The sequence below is a fragment of the Paenibacillus albicereus genome, from assembly GCF_012676905.1.
GTDB classification, from domain to species: domain Bacteria; phylum Bacillota; class Bacilli; order Paenibacillales; family Paenibacillaceae; genus Paenibacillus_O; species Paenibacillus_O albicereus.
The window spans coordinates 2,328,778-2,343,300 of the sequence record NZ_CP051428.1 but is presented as its reverse complement, the minus strand read 5'-3'; the positions used below and the strand labels follow the sequence as shown (position 1 = coordinate 2,343,300).

14 protein-coding genes are annotated in these 14,523 nt (G+C 64.6%); all 14 read right to left on the bottom strand.

The features are described 5' to 3' along the window. Window positions 1-43: 43 nt before the first annotated feature. The 14 genes from HGI30_RS10330 to dapB all read right to left on the bottom strand — a co-directional run bounded on the left by HGI30_RS10330 (window position 44) and on the right by dapB (window position 14,494). A complete protein-coding gene (locus HGI30_RS10330) occupies window positions 44-571 on the bottom strand; it encodes a cell wall elongation regulator TseB-like domain-containing protein (RefSeq protein WP_168907485.1) in 528 nt (175 codons plus the stop codon). Further along, window positions 571-1,875: an amidohydrolase gene (locus HGI30_RS10325; protein ID WP_168907484.1), complete on the bottom strand. Its 1,305-nt coding sequence runs from the start codon at window positions 1,873-1,875 to the stop codon at window positions 571-573. Before HGI30_RS10325 ends, HGI30_RS10330 begins: the two co-directional genes overlap by 1 nt. Next, window positions 1,850-2,512, bottom strand: a complete 663-nt coding sequence (locus HGI30_RS10320) for a redox-sensing transcriptional repressor Rex (RefSeq protein ID WP_168907483.1) — start codon at window positions 2,510-2,512, stop codon at window positions 1,850-1,852. The genes HGI30_RS10325 and HGI30_RS10320 overlap by 26 nt, the downstream gene beginning before the upstream one ends. Then, window positions 2,509-5,376 carry an ATP-dependent DNA helicase DinG gene (gene dinG, locus HGI30_RS10315; protein WP_168907482.1) on the bottom strand — a complete coding sequence of 956 codons (2,868 nt, stop codon included), beginning with the start codon at window positions 5,374-5,376 and terminating at the stop codon, window positions 2,509-2,511. The genes HGI30_RS10320 and dinG overlap by 4 nt, the downstream gene beginning before the upstream one ends. A 23-nt stretch (window positions 5,377-5,399) precedes the next feature. Then, the gene (locus HGI30_RS10310) at window positions 5,400-6,245 is read right to left on the bottom strand and encodes a tetratricopeptide repeat protein (protein WP_168907481.1); all 846 of its coding nucleotides are present in this window, start codon (window positions 6,243-6,245) and stop codon (window positions 5,400-5,402) included. Window positions 6,246-6,395: 150 nt separating this feature from the next. Then, window positions 6,396-6,779, bottom strand: coding sequence for an aspartate 1-decarboxylase (gene panD / locus HGI30_RS10305; protein ID WP_168907480.1), 384 nt, complete (start codon window positions 6,777-6,779; stop codon window positions 6,396-6,398). Window positions 6,780-6,784: 5 nt separating this feature from the next. Continuing rightward, window positions 6,785-7,702, bottom strand: a complete 918-nt coding sequence (panC, locus tag HGI30_RS10300) for a pantoate--beta-alanine ligase (protein WP_168907479.1) — start codon at window positions 7,700-7,702, stop codon at window positions 6,785-6,787. Then, window positions 7,699-8,550, bottom strand: coding sequence for a 3-methyl-2-oxobutanoate hydroxymethyltransferase (gene panB, locus HGI30_RS10295; protein ID WP_168907478.1), 852 nt, complete (start codon window positions 8,548-8,550; stop codon window positions 7,699-7,701). The genes panC and panB overlap by 4 nt, the downstream gene beginning before the upstream one ends. 319 nt (window positions 8,551-8,869) lie before the next feature. After that, window positions 8,870-9,850: a biotin--[acetyl-CoA-carboxylase] ligase gene (locus HGI30_RS10290; RefSeq protein WP_168907477.1), complete on the bottom strand. Its 981-nt coding sequence runs from the start codon at window positions 9,848-9,850 to the stop codon at window positions 8,870-8,872. Window positions 9,851-9,855: 5 nt separating this feature from the next. Next, complete coding sequence (locus HGI30_RS10285) at window positions 9,856-11,163, bottom strand: CCA tRNA nucleotidyltransferase (RefSeq protein WP_168907476.1); 1,308 nt, start codon at window positions 11,161-11,163, stop codon at window positions 9,856-9,858. After that, window positions 11,151-12,317, bottom strand: coding sequence for an N-acetyl-alpha-D-glucosaminyl L-malate synthase BshA (gene bshA, locus HGI30_RS10280; protein WP_206110059.1), 1,167 nt, complete (start codon window positions 12,315-12,317; stop codon window positions 11,151-11,153). Before bshA ends, HGI30_RS10285 begins: the two co-directional genes overlap by 13 nt. Before the next feature lie 180 nt (window positions 12,318-12,497). Next, window positions 12,498-13,205, bottom strand: a complete 708-nt coding sequence (bshB1, locus tag HGI30_RS10275) for a bacillithiol biosynthesis deacetylase BshB1 (RefSeq protein WP_168907475.1) — start codon at window positions 13,203-13,205, stop codon at window positions 12,498-12,500. A 4-nt stretch (window positions 13,206-13,209) separates the two neighbouring features. Then, on the bottom strand, window positions 13,210-13,623 hold the full coding sequence (gene mgsA, locus HGI30_RS10270; protein ID WP_168907474.1) for a methylglyoxal synthase: 414 nt from the start codon (window positions 13,621-13,623) through the stop codon (window positions 13,210-13,212). Between the two features lie 64 nt (window positions 13,624-13,687). Next, window positions 13,688-14,494, bottom strand: coding sequence for a 4-hydroxy-tetrahydrodipicolinate reductase (gene dapB / locus HGI30_RS10265; RefSeq protein ID WP_168907473.1), 807 nt, complete (start codon window positions 14,492-14,494; stop codon window positions 13,688-13,690). Between the last annotated feature and the right edge of the window lie 29 nt (window positions 14,495-14,523).

Below are 14,523 nucleotides of genomic sequence, written 5' to 3'. Positions count from 1 at the left end.
ATATCACTTCGATTTCGATAGAGGGCAGGCAATTGTGAACAAATCAGGAAGATCGTTTTGCGGTCAACGTATAGGACGCCCGCTCGGCGCCGGTCTTGAAGTCAAAGAAATCATAGTAATAACGCTTTTGGTCCGTCGTGCGCGCGTAGTAGGCTTCCCACGCCGGCGAGCCATTTTGCCATGCGGGACGCACATGGATGACCTGCGCGTCCGGCTTGGCTGCGAGCAGCTTCGCGCGGATGTCCGCCTCCGAGGCGCCGTCGGCCGCGTTCTCGGCGTAGGGTGCCCGCTCCGGAAACAGCCAGACGACGAGCTCGCGGCCTTCGGCCGTGCTTCCGCGCACGATCCAGAGCGGCTCGTCCCAGACGTATTTCTCGGCCGAGGTTACTTCCGCCAGCCCCGCCTGCTCCTTCGCCTGGCTTTCCGCTTGCGCCTCGCCTTCCCATACCGGACGCTGGACGCTTCGCAGCTCGGCATGGAGCAGCACCGCCAGCACCGCCAGCATCAGCAGCGCGACGACCGTCCAGCCCCGGCGGGTAAAGTACCAGCGAGGGCTGCGGCTGCGGGCCATCAGGCTCCGGCGAGCCTGCGGTAGCAGGCTTCGGCTTCGGCCAGGATCTTCTCCTCATCCAGCAGCAGGCAGACGCCGCCTTGCACGACTTGGCGCCCGTCGACCCAGACGTCGCGCACGTCGCGTCCCGAAGCGGCATAAACCAGGTGGGATACGAGGTCCGTCCGCGGGTAGAAATGCGGCTGGTCGGCGTCGAGCGCGATGAAGTCGGCCTTGAGGCCGGCCTGCAGCGCGCCCAGCTCGGGCTGACGGATCGTCGCCGCGCCGCCGAGCGTCGCGAGCTGCAGCGCCTGATGCGCCGGCATGACGGTCGGATCGCCGCTGACGCCTTTGTGGATGAGCGCGGCAAGGCGGATCTCGTCGAACAGATCGAGGTTGTTGTTGCTCGCCGCGCTGTCCGTGCCGAGCGAGACGGCGACGCCCGCCTTGAGCAGCTCCGGCACGCGCGCCACGCCGCTCGCGAGCTTCAGGTTGCTGGCCGGATTATGCGAGACGGCGACGCCCCGCTCGGCGAGCAGCGCGATCTCCTCGTCCGTCAGATGCACCGCATGGGCGACGAAGCTCGGACGGGAGAACAGGCCGAGGCGGTCGAGATGAGCGACCGGGCGCAGGCCGTACTCGCGCACGTTCTGCTCGACCTCGGCCTGCGTCTCGGACATATGCGTGTGCATCGGCAGGTCGAGGTCATGCGCCGCCTGCACGAACGACTCGATGAACGCCGGCGGGCATGTATAAGGCGCATGAGGGCTCATCATCGTCATGATGCGGCCGTCCGCGGCGCCGTTCCAGTCCTTGGCGAACTGGACCGCTTCCGCCAGCTTCTCGCGCTGCACCTCTTCCGGACAGAGTCCGATCGCGCCGCGCATCAGCACCCCGCGCATGCCGGACTGCTCGACGACCCGGGCGACCTGGTCCATCCGGTCGTACATGTCGACGAACGTCGTCGTGCCGCTCTTGAGCATCTCCAGCACGGCCAGCGATGTCCCCCACTTGACATCGGCGTCCGTGAATTTCGCCTCCATCGGCCACATGTAGTCCTGCAGCCAGGTCTGCAGCGCCTCGTCGTCCGAGTAGCCGCGCAGCAGCGACATCGCCGCATGGCCGTGGGTGTTGATGAGTCCCGGCATATAGATGCGGCGGCTGCCGTCGATCCGGACGGCGATGTCGTCGGCATCCTGCGGACGCTCCTCCCCGATATAGGCGATCCGGTCGCCGTCGACGACCATATGCCCGCGCACGACCGGCTGGGCTTCGTCCATCGTGACGAAGGTTCCGTTCTCAATCCACCATTTGCTCATGTTCATCCGTCCCGTCCTTATCCATGTAATAGGCCAAGCTCAGCAGCTGCGTCGTGAAGTCGGCGTAATGGATCCGGACCTTGTCCGGAGCCTTGAGCACGACCGGCGCGAAGTTGAGGATGCCCGTCACGCCCGCTTCGATGAACCGGTCGGCGACATTCTGCGCTTCTGCGGCCGGCACCGTGATGATGCCGATCTGGATGCCGTCCTCTCGCACCTTTTCTTGAAGAAGCTCGATCGGCAGCACCTCGAGCCGGTTGATGCGCTTGCCGATCTTGGCCGGGCTCGCGTCGAACACGGCCGTGATCTTCATGTTGTCCTTGACGTAGCTGCTGTAGTTGCACAGCGCGTGGCCGAGGTTGCCCGCCCCTGCGAGCGCGACCTTCATCGGCTGGTCGAGCTTGAGGATGCCGCGGATCTTCTCGATCAGATAGTTGACGTCGTAGCCGACGCCCTTGCGTCCGAATTCGCCGAAGTAGGCCAGATCCTTGCGGATCTGGGCGGGATTGAGATCGAGCTTGCGCCCGAGCTCCTGGCTGCTCACGGTCTGCACGTCGCGCACATGCAGGTCGTTCAGCACCTGCAGATAGACCGGCAGCCTCCGCACGACGGCCTCGGATATCGGTTTGCCCTGCTTGCTCATGGCTGCTCGGCCTCCTTCGGTTCGTTTTGCAGCCACTCCCTCATGCGGGAGGTGAACTGCTCGGCATGCATCGTTTCAATTTTAGGCCCTGGCAGCGAATAGAGGAAGTGCTTTCCGTAAAACGTGTCGATGACGCGCGTATCGTACAGCAGCACGATGCCCTTGTCGCGGGTGGTGCGGATGAGCCGGCCGAAGCCCTGCTTGAAGCGGATGACCGCCTGCGGCACCGACAGCTTCATGAACGGGTTCTGTCCCGCCTCCTGCAGCAGCTCCGCCTTGGCCTCCTGCAGCGGATGGTTCGGCGGCTGGAACGGCAGCCTCACGATCGCGAGGCAGACGAGCGCGTCGCCGGGAATGTCCACGCCTTCCCAGAAGCTGCTCGTCCCGAGCAGCACCGAAGCCGGCTGCTGGCGGAACAGCCGCGTCAGCTTGCTGCGGTTGCTGCTGTCCACGCCTTGGCCGAGCACCTGGATGCCCGCTCCGGCAAGCGCTTCGCGCAGCGGTTCGTAGACTTCCTTGAGCATCCTGTAGCTGGTGAACAGCACGAGCATCCGACCGCCCGTCTCGATCGCCGACGCGGCCAGCGAGCCGACCAGCTTGGCCAAGTAGGCCGGATCGGCCGCGGCTCCCTTCACCTTGGGGAAATCCCTCGGGATCATGACGAGCGCCTGCGAGCGGTACTGGAACGGCGACGGCAGCTGCACCGTGCGCGCCCGGCGCTCGTCGCCGAGGCCCAGTCCGAGCTGCTCGGCCGCGTATTGGAACGTCTTGCCGACGGTGAGCGTCGCCGACGTGATGACGACGCTTTTCTTGCTGTCGAAAAAATGCTCCTTGATCTGCGCGCTTACGTCGGCCGGCACCGTATGGAGCTGCACGCTCTTCGTCCTCGCGCTCTGATACGACTCGATCCAGTACACCATCTCCGGCTTGTCCGCGCGCACGAACACCTTGAGCTCGTCGCGGATCCGCCCGGCGTCCTTGACGGCCCCGGCCAGATCCGTAATCATGCCTTGCAGCGACAGGTCGTCGAGCTTGTCCTTCATGTCCGAGCTCATCTTGTCCAGCACCTTGACGACTTGGTTCATTTCCTTGAAAAACAGCGACTCCTCGAACTCGATCGCTTCCCATGCCTTCGGGAGCGCTCCCGGCTTGAGCCGCAGGATCGTCTGTCCCGCCTCGGCCGCGCCGCCTCCGGCGCTCGGCGATGCGAGCGCCTGCAGCAGCTCGAACAGCTTTTCCCACGTATCCTTGAGCGAGCCGAAGCGCGGGATGACCTCGTCGAGCTGCTCGGTCCATTTGGACACCTCGTCGGCATCCTCGCCCTGGATCTGCATCCGCAGCTGGGGCAGCAGGCCGTTCCTCGAGTCCTTGGCCAGACGGTTCGCCAGATTCAAGAAGCCGTAGAAGCCGAGCTGCTGGCCCAGATGCTTGCCGGCAACTTCTTCGAGCTGATGGCCCTCGTCGATGACGAGATAGTCGTAGGACGGCAGCAGCCGGTGGTCGGCGCGGATGTCGGTGAACAGCAGCGAGTGGTTCGTGATGACGACGTCGGCGAGATTGGACTCCTGCTTGGCCCGGTGGTAGAAGCAGCGCTTGAACCAAGGACAGGCGCGGTTGAGGCAGGAATCGGCGTCGCTCGAGACCGAATTCCAGAACTCCGCTCCACGGTTGCCGAAGCTCAGCTCCTCCTGGTCGCCCGTCTCCGTCTCGCCGAGCCAGACGAGCATCTGCGAAGCGGTCTGGCGCTCTTCTCCGCCCGCGGCCAGCTCCAGCGTCTGCAGCCGCGTCTCGAACTTGCGCAGGCACATGTAGTTGCCCCGGCCCTTGAAGACGCTCGCGCGGAACTTGAACGGCAGCACGTCGCGCAGCAGCGGCAGGTCGCGTTGGCGAAGCTGCTCCTGCAGATTGATCGTGTGCGTGCTTATGACGATCTTGCGCTCGTTTTTGATTCCGAAATAGAGCGAAGGAATGAGATAGCCGAGCGATTTGCCCGTACCGGTGCCCGCCTCGATCAGCAGATGCCGGTTGTTCTCGAAGGCGTCGTTGACCTCCCGGAACATCGACGTCTGCGCCTCGCGCTCCTCGTAGTCGGGGAACAGCGTCTCGAAGCCCGTCTTGACCATCTCCAAGTAATCCTCGAAGCTGGCGTCCGTGAGCGGATTAGAGGCATCCTCCTCGCGGGCGGGCTCCTCCTCCGTCCAGTCGCCGGCCTTCATCGCCACGCCCCGATAGTACTTGTGGGATTCCGTGTCGAGCGCGGAGCGCAGCTGCTTGGCCTCAAGCTCCAGCGACAGCATCCAGCCGAGGTCGCCGTCCTGGATGAAGGACGCCAGATGCTGCACCGTCAGCAGCGGCAGCTCCCGGAGCTTCTTCAGGCATTCCGAAAACAGGATCGCCGTCGCCATCGCGTCGCTGTCCGCCCGGTGATGCTGGTCGTGACGGATGCCGAACTGCTCCGAGACGGCCCCGAGCTGGTACGACGGGAGCGACGGGAACAGCATGCGCAGCAGCTCGACCGTATCGAGCCTGCGGCCGGTGAACGGCGAATAGCCGGCGCGGTCGAGCGCCATATTAAGGAAGCCGGCGTCAAAGCCGACGTTATGCCCGACCAGCACCGCATCATTCAGCAGCGGAATGAGCTCCAGCAGCAGGTCGTCCGGCTCCGGAGCGTCCCGCACCATTTCGTCGTCGATGCCTGTCAGCTGGGTGATGAAGGCGGGGATCGGGATGCTTGGACGCACGAAAGAGTTCAGTGTCTGCACGACATTGAACTCTTCGTCCATCAGCACGAGGCCGATTTGTATGAGATCATCTTCCGAGGCGTTCGTCCCGGTCGTTTCCACGTCGAGTACCGCATAATTCATTGACTGCCGATCTTCCTCTCCGATCAAGTCAGCTCCGCGCTTCCGAAATAAAGGGATAATGGCCCTTGCGCCTGATTAAGGCATGACTTGAGGTTGATAGCGGGATCCTCGAAGCTCGGATCCATCTTGAGTGCCTGGCGGAACAGCCGCTCCGCAAGCTCCATGTTCAGCCGCACCGCCTGGATGCAGCCGAGGGCGTTGAAGCTGATCGCCTGCCAGCGCGGATGCTCCGACAGCGTGGCGAGCAGCTTGAAGTGCAGCTCGGCATCGCTCCACTGCTTCGTGTGCATGAGCGACATCGCCAGGTACAGCCGCGCCAGATTGAATTCCGGCGCGAGCCACACCGCTTCCTGGAACTGGCCGATCGCCTGCGGGAACATGAACAGGTTGAAATAGCCTTGGCCTTTGGCGACGCAGGCGGCGATCTCCTCGTCCGTGGCCGGACGGGGCGCATCCGCCGCCGCATGTCCCCAGGCGGTCGGGGGATATCCGCCTCCTCCGTACGCAGGCGAGCCGCCAAGCTCCGGCGGCTCCTGCATGAGCGGCAGCTTGGCTTTGCCCAAGCGGGACGTCGGCTCGTGAGCGCCGCCGCGGCTGCGGCCGTTGCGACCGGACTGCGGCGCGGCGTCTCGCGGAAGGCCGGCCGGACCGTGGAAGCCCGCCGCCGCCGCTTCTTGCGGATAGGCATCCTGGAAATCCGCCAGCTTTTCCTCGAACGCCAGCCATTCTTCGATGAATTGATCGCTTGCCGAGCGAAGGTGGATCAGCTGCTTCAGCAGCTGCTCGCGTTCGTCCGGACTGCAGCCGGGACAGCGAAGCATGATGTCGTCCAGCATTTCGTTCATGACGGCAAACATCGGCTCAAACATCCGTTCACACCGCCTTCGGCTATGGAATGAGGGGAAAGGAATCGTCATAAGTGCCCGGCTCTTGAAGCCGTACCCTCATTTTGCTTCCGATCCATCCCCCCTATACCCGGCGGCGGCAGTTCCCTGGAGCGGACGCATCAGGAAGCGCGCTTACCGAATGACGGCATGCACCTCATGATCCATCACTTCGGCCGGCTGGTTGCGTTCGTCGAGAATGACGACCCGCGGGCGATACGTCCGCGCTTCCGCCTCCTCCATCGAGGCGTAGGAGATGATGATGATCTTGTCGCCGGGCTGCACGAGCCGGGCTGCGGCGCCGTTCAGGCAGATGACCCCGCTTGCGCGCGGTCCGGGGATGATATAGGTCTCCAGGCGAGCGCCGTTGTTGTTGTTGACGATCTGAACCTTTTCGTTGGCCCACAGATCGGCCGCGTCCATCAGGTCCTCGTCGATCGTGATGCTGCCGACGTAGTTCAGGTTCGCTTCCGTCACGGTGGCTCGGTGGAGCTTGGACTTCATCATGATGCGCTGCATCGTATTCAGGCTCCCTTCTTGGGAAATATCGCGTTGTCGATGAGGCGGGTGCCGCCGAACTTGACGGCGAGCGCCAGCAGCGCCTCCGACTGCAAGAGCACGCCGCTCAGCTGCCGCTCCGAAGGGATGGCCTCCAGCGACGGATACAGGCGCAGCTCGGCGTAGTCGATGTCCGCCAGCGGGGAGCGGGCGATCTCTTCCCGCGCGCGGCGCTGCAGCTCGCCTGCGGTCATCCCGGGCTCCTCCGCCCACTCCTTCGCCTTGCTCAGCGTCCGCGACAGCACGAGGGCTTCCGCGCGCTGCTCGGGCGACAGGTACACGTTGCGCGAGCTCAGCGCAAGCCCGTCCCGCTCGCGGAGCGTCGGGCAAGGCACGATCTCGACGTCGAAATTGAGATCGTCGGCCATCTGCCGCACGACGGCCACCTGCTGCGCGTCCTTGAGGCCGAAATAGGCCCTGGTCGGCGCGACGAGGTGGAACAGCTTGGCGACGACGGTGCCGACGCCGTCGAAGTGGCCCGGGCGGGAAGCGCCGCACAGCGCCTCCGTCACGCCGCTGACAAGCACCCTCGTCCGCGGACGCCTCGGGTACATTTCCTCGACGCTCGGCAGGAAGACGATATCCGCTCCTTCGCGGCGCGCGACCTCCAGATCGCGAGCTTCGTCACGCGGATACCGGTCGAGGTCCTCCGTCGGTCCGAACTGCAGCGGATTGACGAAGATCGACAGCACCGTCAGACCGTTCTCGGCGGCGCTGCGTCGAATGAGGCTGCCATGTCCGTCATGCAGATAGCCCATCGTCGGCACGAGGCCCGTCTGCAGGCCCGGCGCTTGCTCGCGGCGCTCGCGCAGCAGCCCTTTCAGCTCGGCGACCGTGCGCGCGACGATCGGCGTCTTCGGCTTCGCTTGCGTCAGCACGCTCATTTGGAGCCGCCTCCGTATACGGCCGCCGGCTGCGCCGCGGCGATGCCGAACGTGTGCTCCTCCGCCGGGAAGCGGCGGGCCTTGACGTCCTCGACGTAGCCGCCCAGCGCCTCGCGAATCTGCGAGCCGACATCGGCATACGTCTTGACGAACTTCTTGGGCGTATAGGGTGAAGCATATTGAATGACGTCGTGATAGACCAGAACCTGGCCGTCGCAGCCCGCGCCGGCGCCGATGCCGATCGTCGGAATGTCCAGCTTGCTCGAGATGTCGTCGGCAAGCGGCCCGAGCACGAGCTCCAGGACGACGGCATAGGCGCCGGCCTGCTGCAGCGCCAGCGCGTCGTCCAGCAGCCGGGCCGCCTCGGCCTCGAGCTTGCCTTGGATCTTGTAGCCGCCCATCTGATGGACCGACTGCGGCGTCAATCCGATGTGGCCGATGACGGGGATGCCGGCATCGACGCAGGCCTTGACCTGCTCCGCCACCTCGGCTCCCCCTTCGATCTTGACCGAATGGGCATGCCCTTCCTGCATGAGCCGCGCCGCGCCCTGCAGCGTCAGCTCGCGGCTGACGCGCGCCGTCATGAACGGCATATCGACGATGCGGAACGTATTCGCCGCCCCGCGGGCGACGGATCGCGCATGATAAATCATATCCTCCAGCGTGACCGGCACGGTCGTGTCATAGCCGAGCACGACATTGCCCAGCGAGTCGCCGACCAGAATCGTATCGACTCCCGCTTCCTCGGCCAGCTTGGCGGAAGGATAATCGTACGCCGTCAGCATCGTGATCGGCACGCCCTCCTTTTTCATCCGCTGCAGCTTGGTTACCGTCAACGCTTGTTTCATGTTCGTTTTCCCCTTTCGGCGCTACCTCTTGGCTTAGTGTGAACACAAAAAAACCTTTTAGCCTCCGCTAAAAAGTCCAGCCCGAAAAAGGATGTCCTGCCGGCTGCGCTCCTCTCGCCGTCCCGGTCCGCCATGCGGCTCCGCGCGCCGAGTCCTCGCCTCCGTGTCCATGCCTCTTATGAAACAGCAGACTGTGGAGCCGTCTGCCAGGCTGCGCCAGTGCGGTTCCGGCCTATCGGCCGCTGATACCGCCCGGTCCCCCCCAGTATAGCAGATCGGGCTTCACCCGTAAACGAGGGGGACGAAGGCGCTTGCAGGGCTACGTTCCGACCGGTTCCCCCATCTCGGCCGAAAACAGCGTCCGTTCCGTTCCGTCCGGCAGCCGGACCAGGAGCGCTCCGGATTCATGGAGTCCGAGCGGAGTGGCGACCAGCTCTCCTTGCGGCGTCCGCAGCGACATCTCCCGATGAAGCGACACCGAGAGCGCCTCCCAAAGCAAACGCACCGGACCGAAGCCTTCCTCCACATAAAGCCGATAAAGCCGCTCCCATTCGAGCAGGAACGCCGCCGCCAGCTCGCCGCGCGAAAACATGCGGCCGGCGGCCATCCGCAGCGAGACGGCCTTGTCCAGCAGCTCCGGCGGGTAGTCGGCCTCGCTCAGGTTGACGCTGATGCCGATGCCGGCCACGACATGCCGCAGCCGCTCGTCCTCGGCGGCCGACTCCAGCAGGATGCCGCTCAGCTTGCGGCCGCCGACGAGCAGATCGTTGGGCCACTTGATGCCGATGTCGAGCCCGGTCTCGCCGCGCAGCGCCCGGCAGAGCGCGACCGCCGTCAGCAGCGTCAGCTGGGGCGCGCTGCCGACCGGCAGCTGAGGCCGCAGCACGAGGCTCATCCAGAGTCCTTTGCCATAGGGCGACACCCAGCCGCGTCCCATGCGCCCGCGCCCGCTCAGCTGCTGCTCGGCGATGACGAGCGTGCCCTCCTCCGCTCCTTGCAGCGCGAGCTGCTGGGCGACGTTCTGCGTCGAATCGACCTTGTCCAGCACGACGAGCCGGCGGCCGAAGCTCTCGGTGCGCAGCAGCGCGCCGATCGACTCGGCATCCAGCGCCTCGGGCCGTCCGACGAGCCGATAGCCGAGCTTCCGCGAAGCCTCGAACTCCACGCCTTGCTCCTGCAGCCGGCGGATGCCCTTCCACACCGCGGTCCGGCTGACGCCGAGCTCGCGGCTCACTTCCTCGCCCGAGCGGAACCGGCCGGCCGATTCCTCGAACAGCTCCAGCAGCCTGTCCAAATCCATGTCCCTTACTCTCCTTCCATCCAGGAAGCGGCCAGCATCGCCAGCGCCTCCGCCTCATTCGGCACCTCGCCGAGCATGACCGCTTCCAGCAGCCGCTTCAGCAGCAGGCCCATCCAGGGTCCGGGCCGGCGGCCGAGCTCATGCTGCAGCCGGCGGCCGTCGATCGCCAGCTCCTTGAGCGAGCGAGCCGGCAGCTCCTCCAGCCAGCCGATCAAGCGGCCGGTCGAGGGCGCCTCGCCGCCGGCAAACAAATGCGGCGCGAGCCCCGTCTTCTCCGCCTCTGCGAGAAACGAGAGTCCATGGCGGACCGCGTCCTCGCCGAGCTCCAGTACCAGCCTCGCCATCTCGACCCGTCCGGCGGCCCCGTCGAGCCGCAGCAGTCCGCCGTGGACTGAAAGAACGGCGGCCAGCCGCTCCTGCCTGGCCGTGCTGAACCGCAGCGTCGCGAAGCTTTGCCGCGCCTGCTCCGGCGTCTGCTTCAACAGCAGATGCAGCGCCGCCCAACCGTCGTCCGGCCGCTGCAGCCGGCTAGCTGCCTGCATAGAGGCAGCCAGCGCGCCGCCGCGCGCGGAGCATGCGGCCGCCGCGCCTGCGAGGCTTGGCAGCGGCTCCTTGAAGCGCGACGCCAGCCCCGACGCGGCAAGCAGCGCCGCGCCGCGGGCAAGCCCGCCTCCGGCGAGCAGCTTGTCCAGCTCGGCGCCGATCCGCTCCATCGCGATTTGCCGCAATCCTTCGCGGCTTGCGATCAGTCCGCGCCAAGCGGACGGAGCAAAGCTCAAGCCGTAGACGGAGGCGAAGCGGATGCCGCGCACGAGTCGCAGCGCGTCCTCGGCGAAGCGCTCCCCGGCTGTCCCGACCGCGCGCAGCGTCTTTCGCTGCAAATCCGCTTGGCCGCCGAACGGATCGATCAGCCTGCCGCTGCGGTCCATCGCCATCGCATTCACGGTGAAGTCCCGCCTTTGCAGGTCCTGCTCCAGACTCCGTACGAACTCGACCTTGTCCGGACGCCTCGAGTCCGCGTACTCGCCGTCCGTGCGGTAGGTCGTCAGCTCGTAGAGCCTCCCGCCATGCCGCACCGTCACCGTCCCATGCTGCAGCCCCGTCGGGATCGCATCGGGAAAAAGCTCCATCGCTTCCGCCGGCGTCGCCGAGGAAGCGATGTCCACGTCATGCAGCGGCAGGCCGAGCAGCAGGTCTCGCACGCAGCCGCCGACAAAAACGCCCTCGTAGCAGGCCTCCTCGAGCCGAAGCAGCACCGGCAGCGCCGCTTGCATCTGCGGGTCGAGGCGGCTGACGCCGCTCATCCGCGGCATGTCGGCACGGGCAGCTCCGTCTCGAGCCCGAGCACGCGATAGTAGATTTTCTCGTATTCAAGCGTGATCCGGTCGTTGCAGAACTCCTCGCAGGAGCGCTTGATGCACGCCTCGCGGAACTGCTCGTACATCGCCTCGTTCGTCAGCAGGCGGACGGCATTGCGGGCCATGTCGGCCGTGTCTCCGACAGCCGACAGGAAGCCGGTCTGCTCATGCGCCACGAGCTCGGGGATGCCGCCTGCGTTGGAGCCGATCGTCGGGACGCCGCAGCCCATCGCCTCGAGGGCGACGAGGCCGAAGCTTTCCTTTTCGGAGGGCAGCAGCAGCAGGTCGGCCAGCGAGATGATCTGCGCCACGTCCTCCTGCTTGCCGAGGAAGTGCACGCGGCTCTCCAGGCCCATTTCCTGAATCTGAAACTGAATTCGCGACAGTTCAGGCCCTTCTCCGACCAAAAGCAACTTCGATGGAACATGTTCGTTGACCCGCCGGAAGATATCGATGACGTCGCTGACGCGCTTGACCGGACGGAAGTTGGAGATATGCATGAGGATCTTCTCCTGCGGCAGCGCGTAATCGCTCCGCATCGTGCCGGTGTTGCGCGGATAGTAGACGCGCTTGTCGACGAAATTGTAGGTCAGGTCGATGTCGCGCGTAATGTCCATGAGCTCGCGCGTCTCGCGGATGAGATCCTTGGATACGGCGGTCACGGCGTCGCTTTCGTTGATAGCGAGTCGGATCAGGCTCTTGAGCGACTCGTCCTGGGCGAGCACCGTGATGTCGGTCCCGTGCAGCGTCGTCACCGTCTTGAGGCCGGAACCGTTCATCATCTGCTTGGCAAGGAAAGCGCACACAGCATGCGGCACCGCGTAATGCACATGCAGAAGATCCAGATTCTGCATCGCGGCGACCTGGGCCATCTTGCTCGCGAGGCTCAGATCGTAGGGAGGATAGCGGAAGACGTAATACTGGTTGACCTCCACTTCGTGATAGAAGATGTTCTTGTGGAACTGTCCGAGGCGGAACGGGATGCTGTGCGTGATGAAATGGATTTCATGGCCTCTTTCCGCGAGCAGCTTGCCGAGCTCGGTCGCCACCACTCCCGAACCGCCGAGCGTCGGGTAGCAGGTAATGCCGATTTTAAGTTTTCTGGACATGATGGTTCCTCCCAGGGCGAAACGGCATTCGCCCGTCATCTGATGGCCATCCCAATCCGTTCCGAGAAAGACAAGGAGAGCGATCCGCTCCTCCTCTCTTGTCTTTCCGTTGAATCCGCGGCGGAATCGGCATGGATGCCTGATGCTACCATTATATTCGAGGCGCAGGGCCGTTAAGCATCAAGCTTCGATAAAGCCCGACACCGGATAAGGCCGCTTCAGCGCGAAGCCTTCCGCATGTCGGCAGCCGGCGGCTTGTCCGGTCAAATAGTCCCGATGCTCCACCCGCTGCACGTAGCCTTGCGTCAGCGGCGTCTCTACGCGGTCGCCTCCGGCGGCATCGAACTGCGAGCGGTAGGCGGCGAGGGCATCGAGCTTGGTCTCGATCTGCGCCGAGATGTCGACCGTCAGGGCGATGTCCCGCTGATCGTTGATGTAATAATAGACGAGCCGCTCCACCTGGACCGGCGGCAGCTCCGGCATGTAGCGGCGCAGCTTGGCATTGAAGACGGCCTCCTCGACAATCGCGCTGCATGCGTTGTGGTCGGGATGGCGGTCTTGCCAATACGGCGCGAAGACGACGCGCGGCCGGCGAAGCCGAATCTCGCGAGTAACGGCGGCAAGCTGCTCCGCGTCTCCGGTCAGGCCGCGGTCCGGCAGGCCGAGACAGCCCCGGTAGGACAGGCCTAGGATGCGGGAGGCCTCTGCGGCTTCCTCGGCCCGGAGCTTGGGGTCTCCGTTGGAGCTCATCTCGCTGCGGGTCAGGTCGCAGACGCCGACGCGCAACCCTTGCCGGGCATGCAGGGCGATCGTGCCGCCCATGCCGATCTCGGCATCGTCCGCATGAGCGCCGAATACGAGCAGATCGACTTGCGTATCTGGATTCATGCGCTTACTCCGGCTTGTACTTGTGCACGAGCTCGCGCCAAGCGAAGTCGCCGCGCATCATCGACTTCACGAGCAGCTCCGCTGTCGCGATGTTCGTCGCCACCGGGATGCCTTGCACGTCGCAGAGGCGTAGCAGGGCCGTGATGTCGGGCTCATGCGGCTGCGCCATAAGCGGATCGCGCAGGAAGATGATGAGGTCGAGCTCGTTCTCGGCGACCAGCGCTCCGATTTGCTGGTCTCCGCCGAGCGGACCGCTCATGAAGCGCTGGATGTTCAGGTTCGTCTTTTCCATGATGCGAGAGCCCGTCGTCCCGGTCGAATACAGCTTGGCGTCTTTGAACGCCTCCTCATAGGCGGTGATGAAATTGACCATTTCATCCTTTTTGCGGTCATGCGCGATGAATGCGATTTGCAGCATCTTTCCCAGCTCCTTTATGGTCTGACAGACAGAAAGTAGGGATGAATGAGAGGGCAATCGTGCGCTACCCGTCCATGATATGCTCGAAGCCGTACACCATGCCTTCGTAGGTCATGACTTTGCGGACGGCGTGCGCGACGCCCGGCATGTAGCCGGCGCGGTCATACGAGTCATGCCGGATCTTGAGCGACTGTCCGAACGCGCCGAAGACGACCTCCTGCTGGGCGAAGACGCCCGGCAGCCTCACGCTATGGATGCGGAATCCGTCGTAGTAGCCGCCGCGCGAGCCTTCGATCGTCTCTTCCTCCATCGGATTGCCTTGGCGCAGCTCGTTGCGGGCCGCGGAGATGAGCTCGGCCGTCTTGATCGACGTCCCCGAGGGAGCGTCAAGCTTCTGGTCCCCGTGATACTCGATGATTTCGAGATGAGGGAAATATTTCGCTGCTTCCGCGGCGAATTTCATCATCAAAATGGCTCCGATCGAGAAGTTCGGCGCGATCAGCCCTCCGATCTTCTGCTGCTTGCACAGCTCGTCCAGCTCTTCGATCTGGGCCGGAGTGAAGCCGGTCGCCCCGACGACCGGCCGGATGCCGCGCGTGACGGCTTCCAGCGTGTTGGCATAGACGGACTGCGGCACGGTGAAATCGACGAGCACGTCGATGTCGGCAGAGGACAGCATCGCCTCGAGCGTAGGCGCGACCTTGATGCCGGCCTCGTCCAGTCCGACCAGCCGCCCCGCGTCGACGGAGCCCGCCGATGGAGACATCGCTCCGGCGAGCTGAAGCCCTTCTTCCTGGAGCACGAGCTTGACGACTTCGCGCCCCATGCGGCCGGATGCGCCGGCCACCGCCACTTTGATAGGGGTTGTCATGTTGGTTCACCTCGGTTCAGAAATAAAAG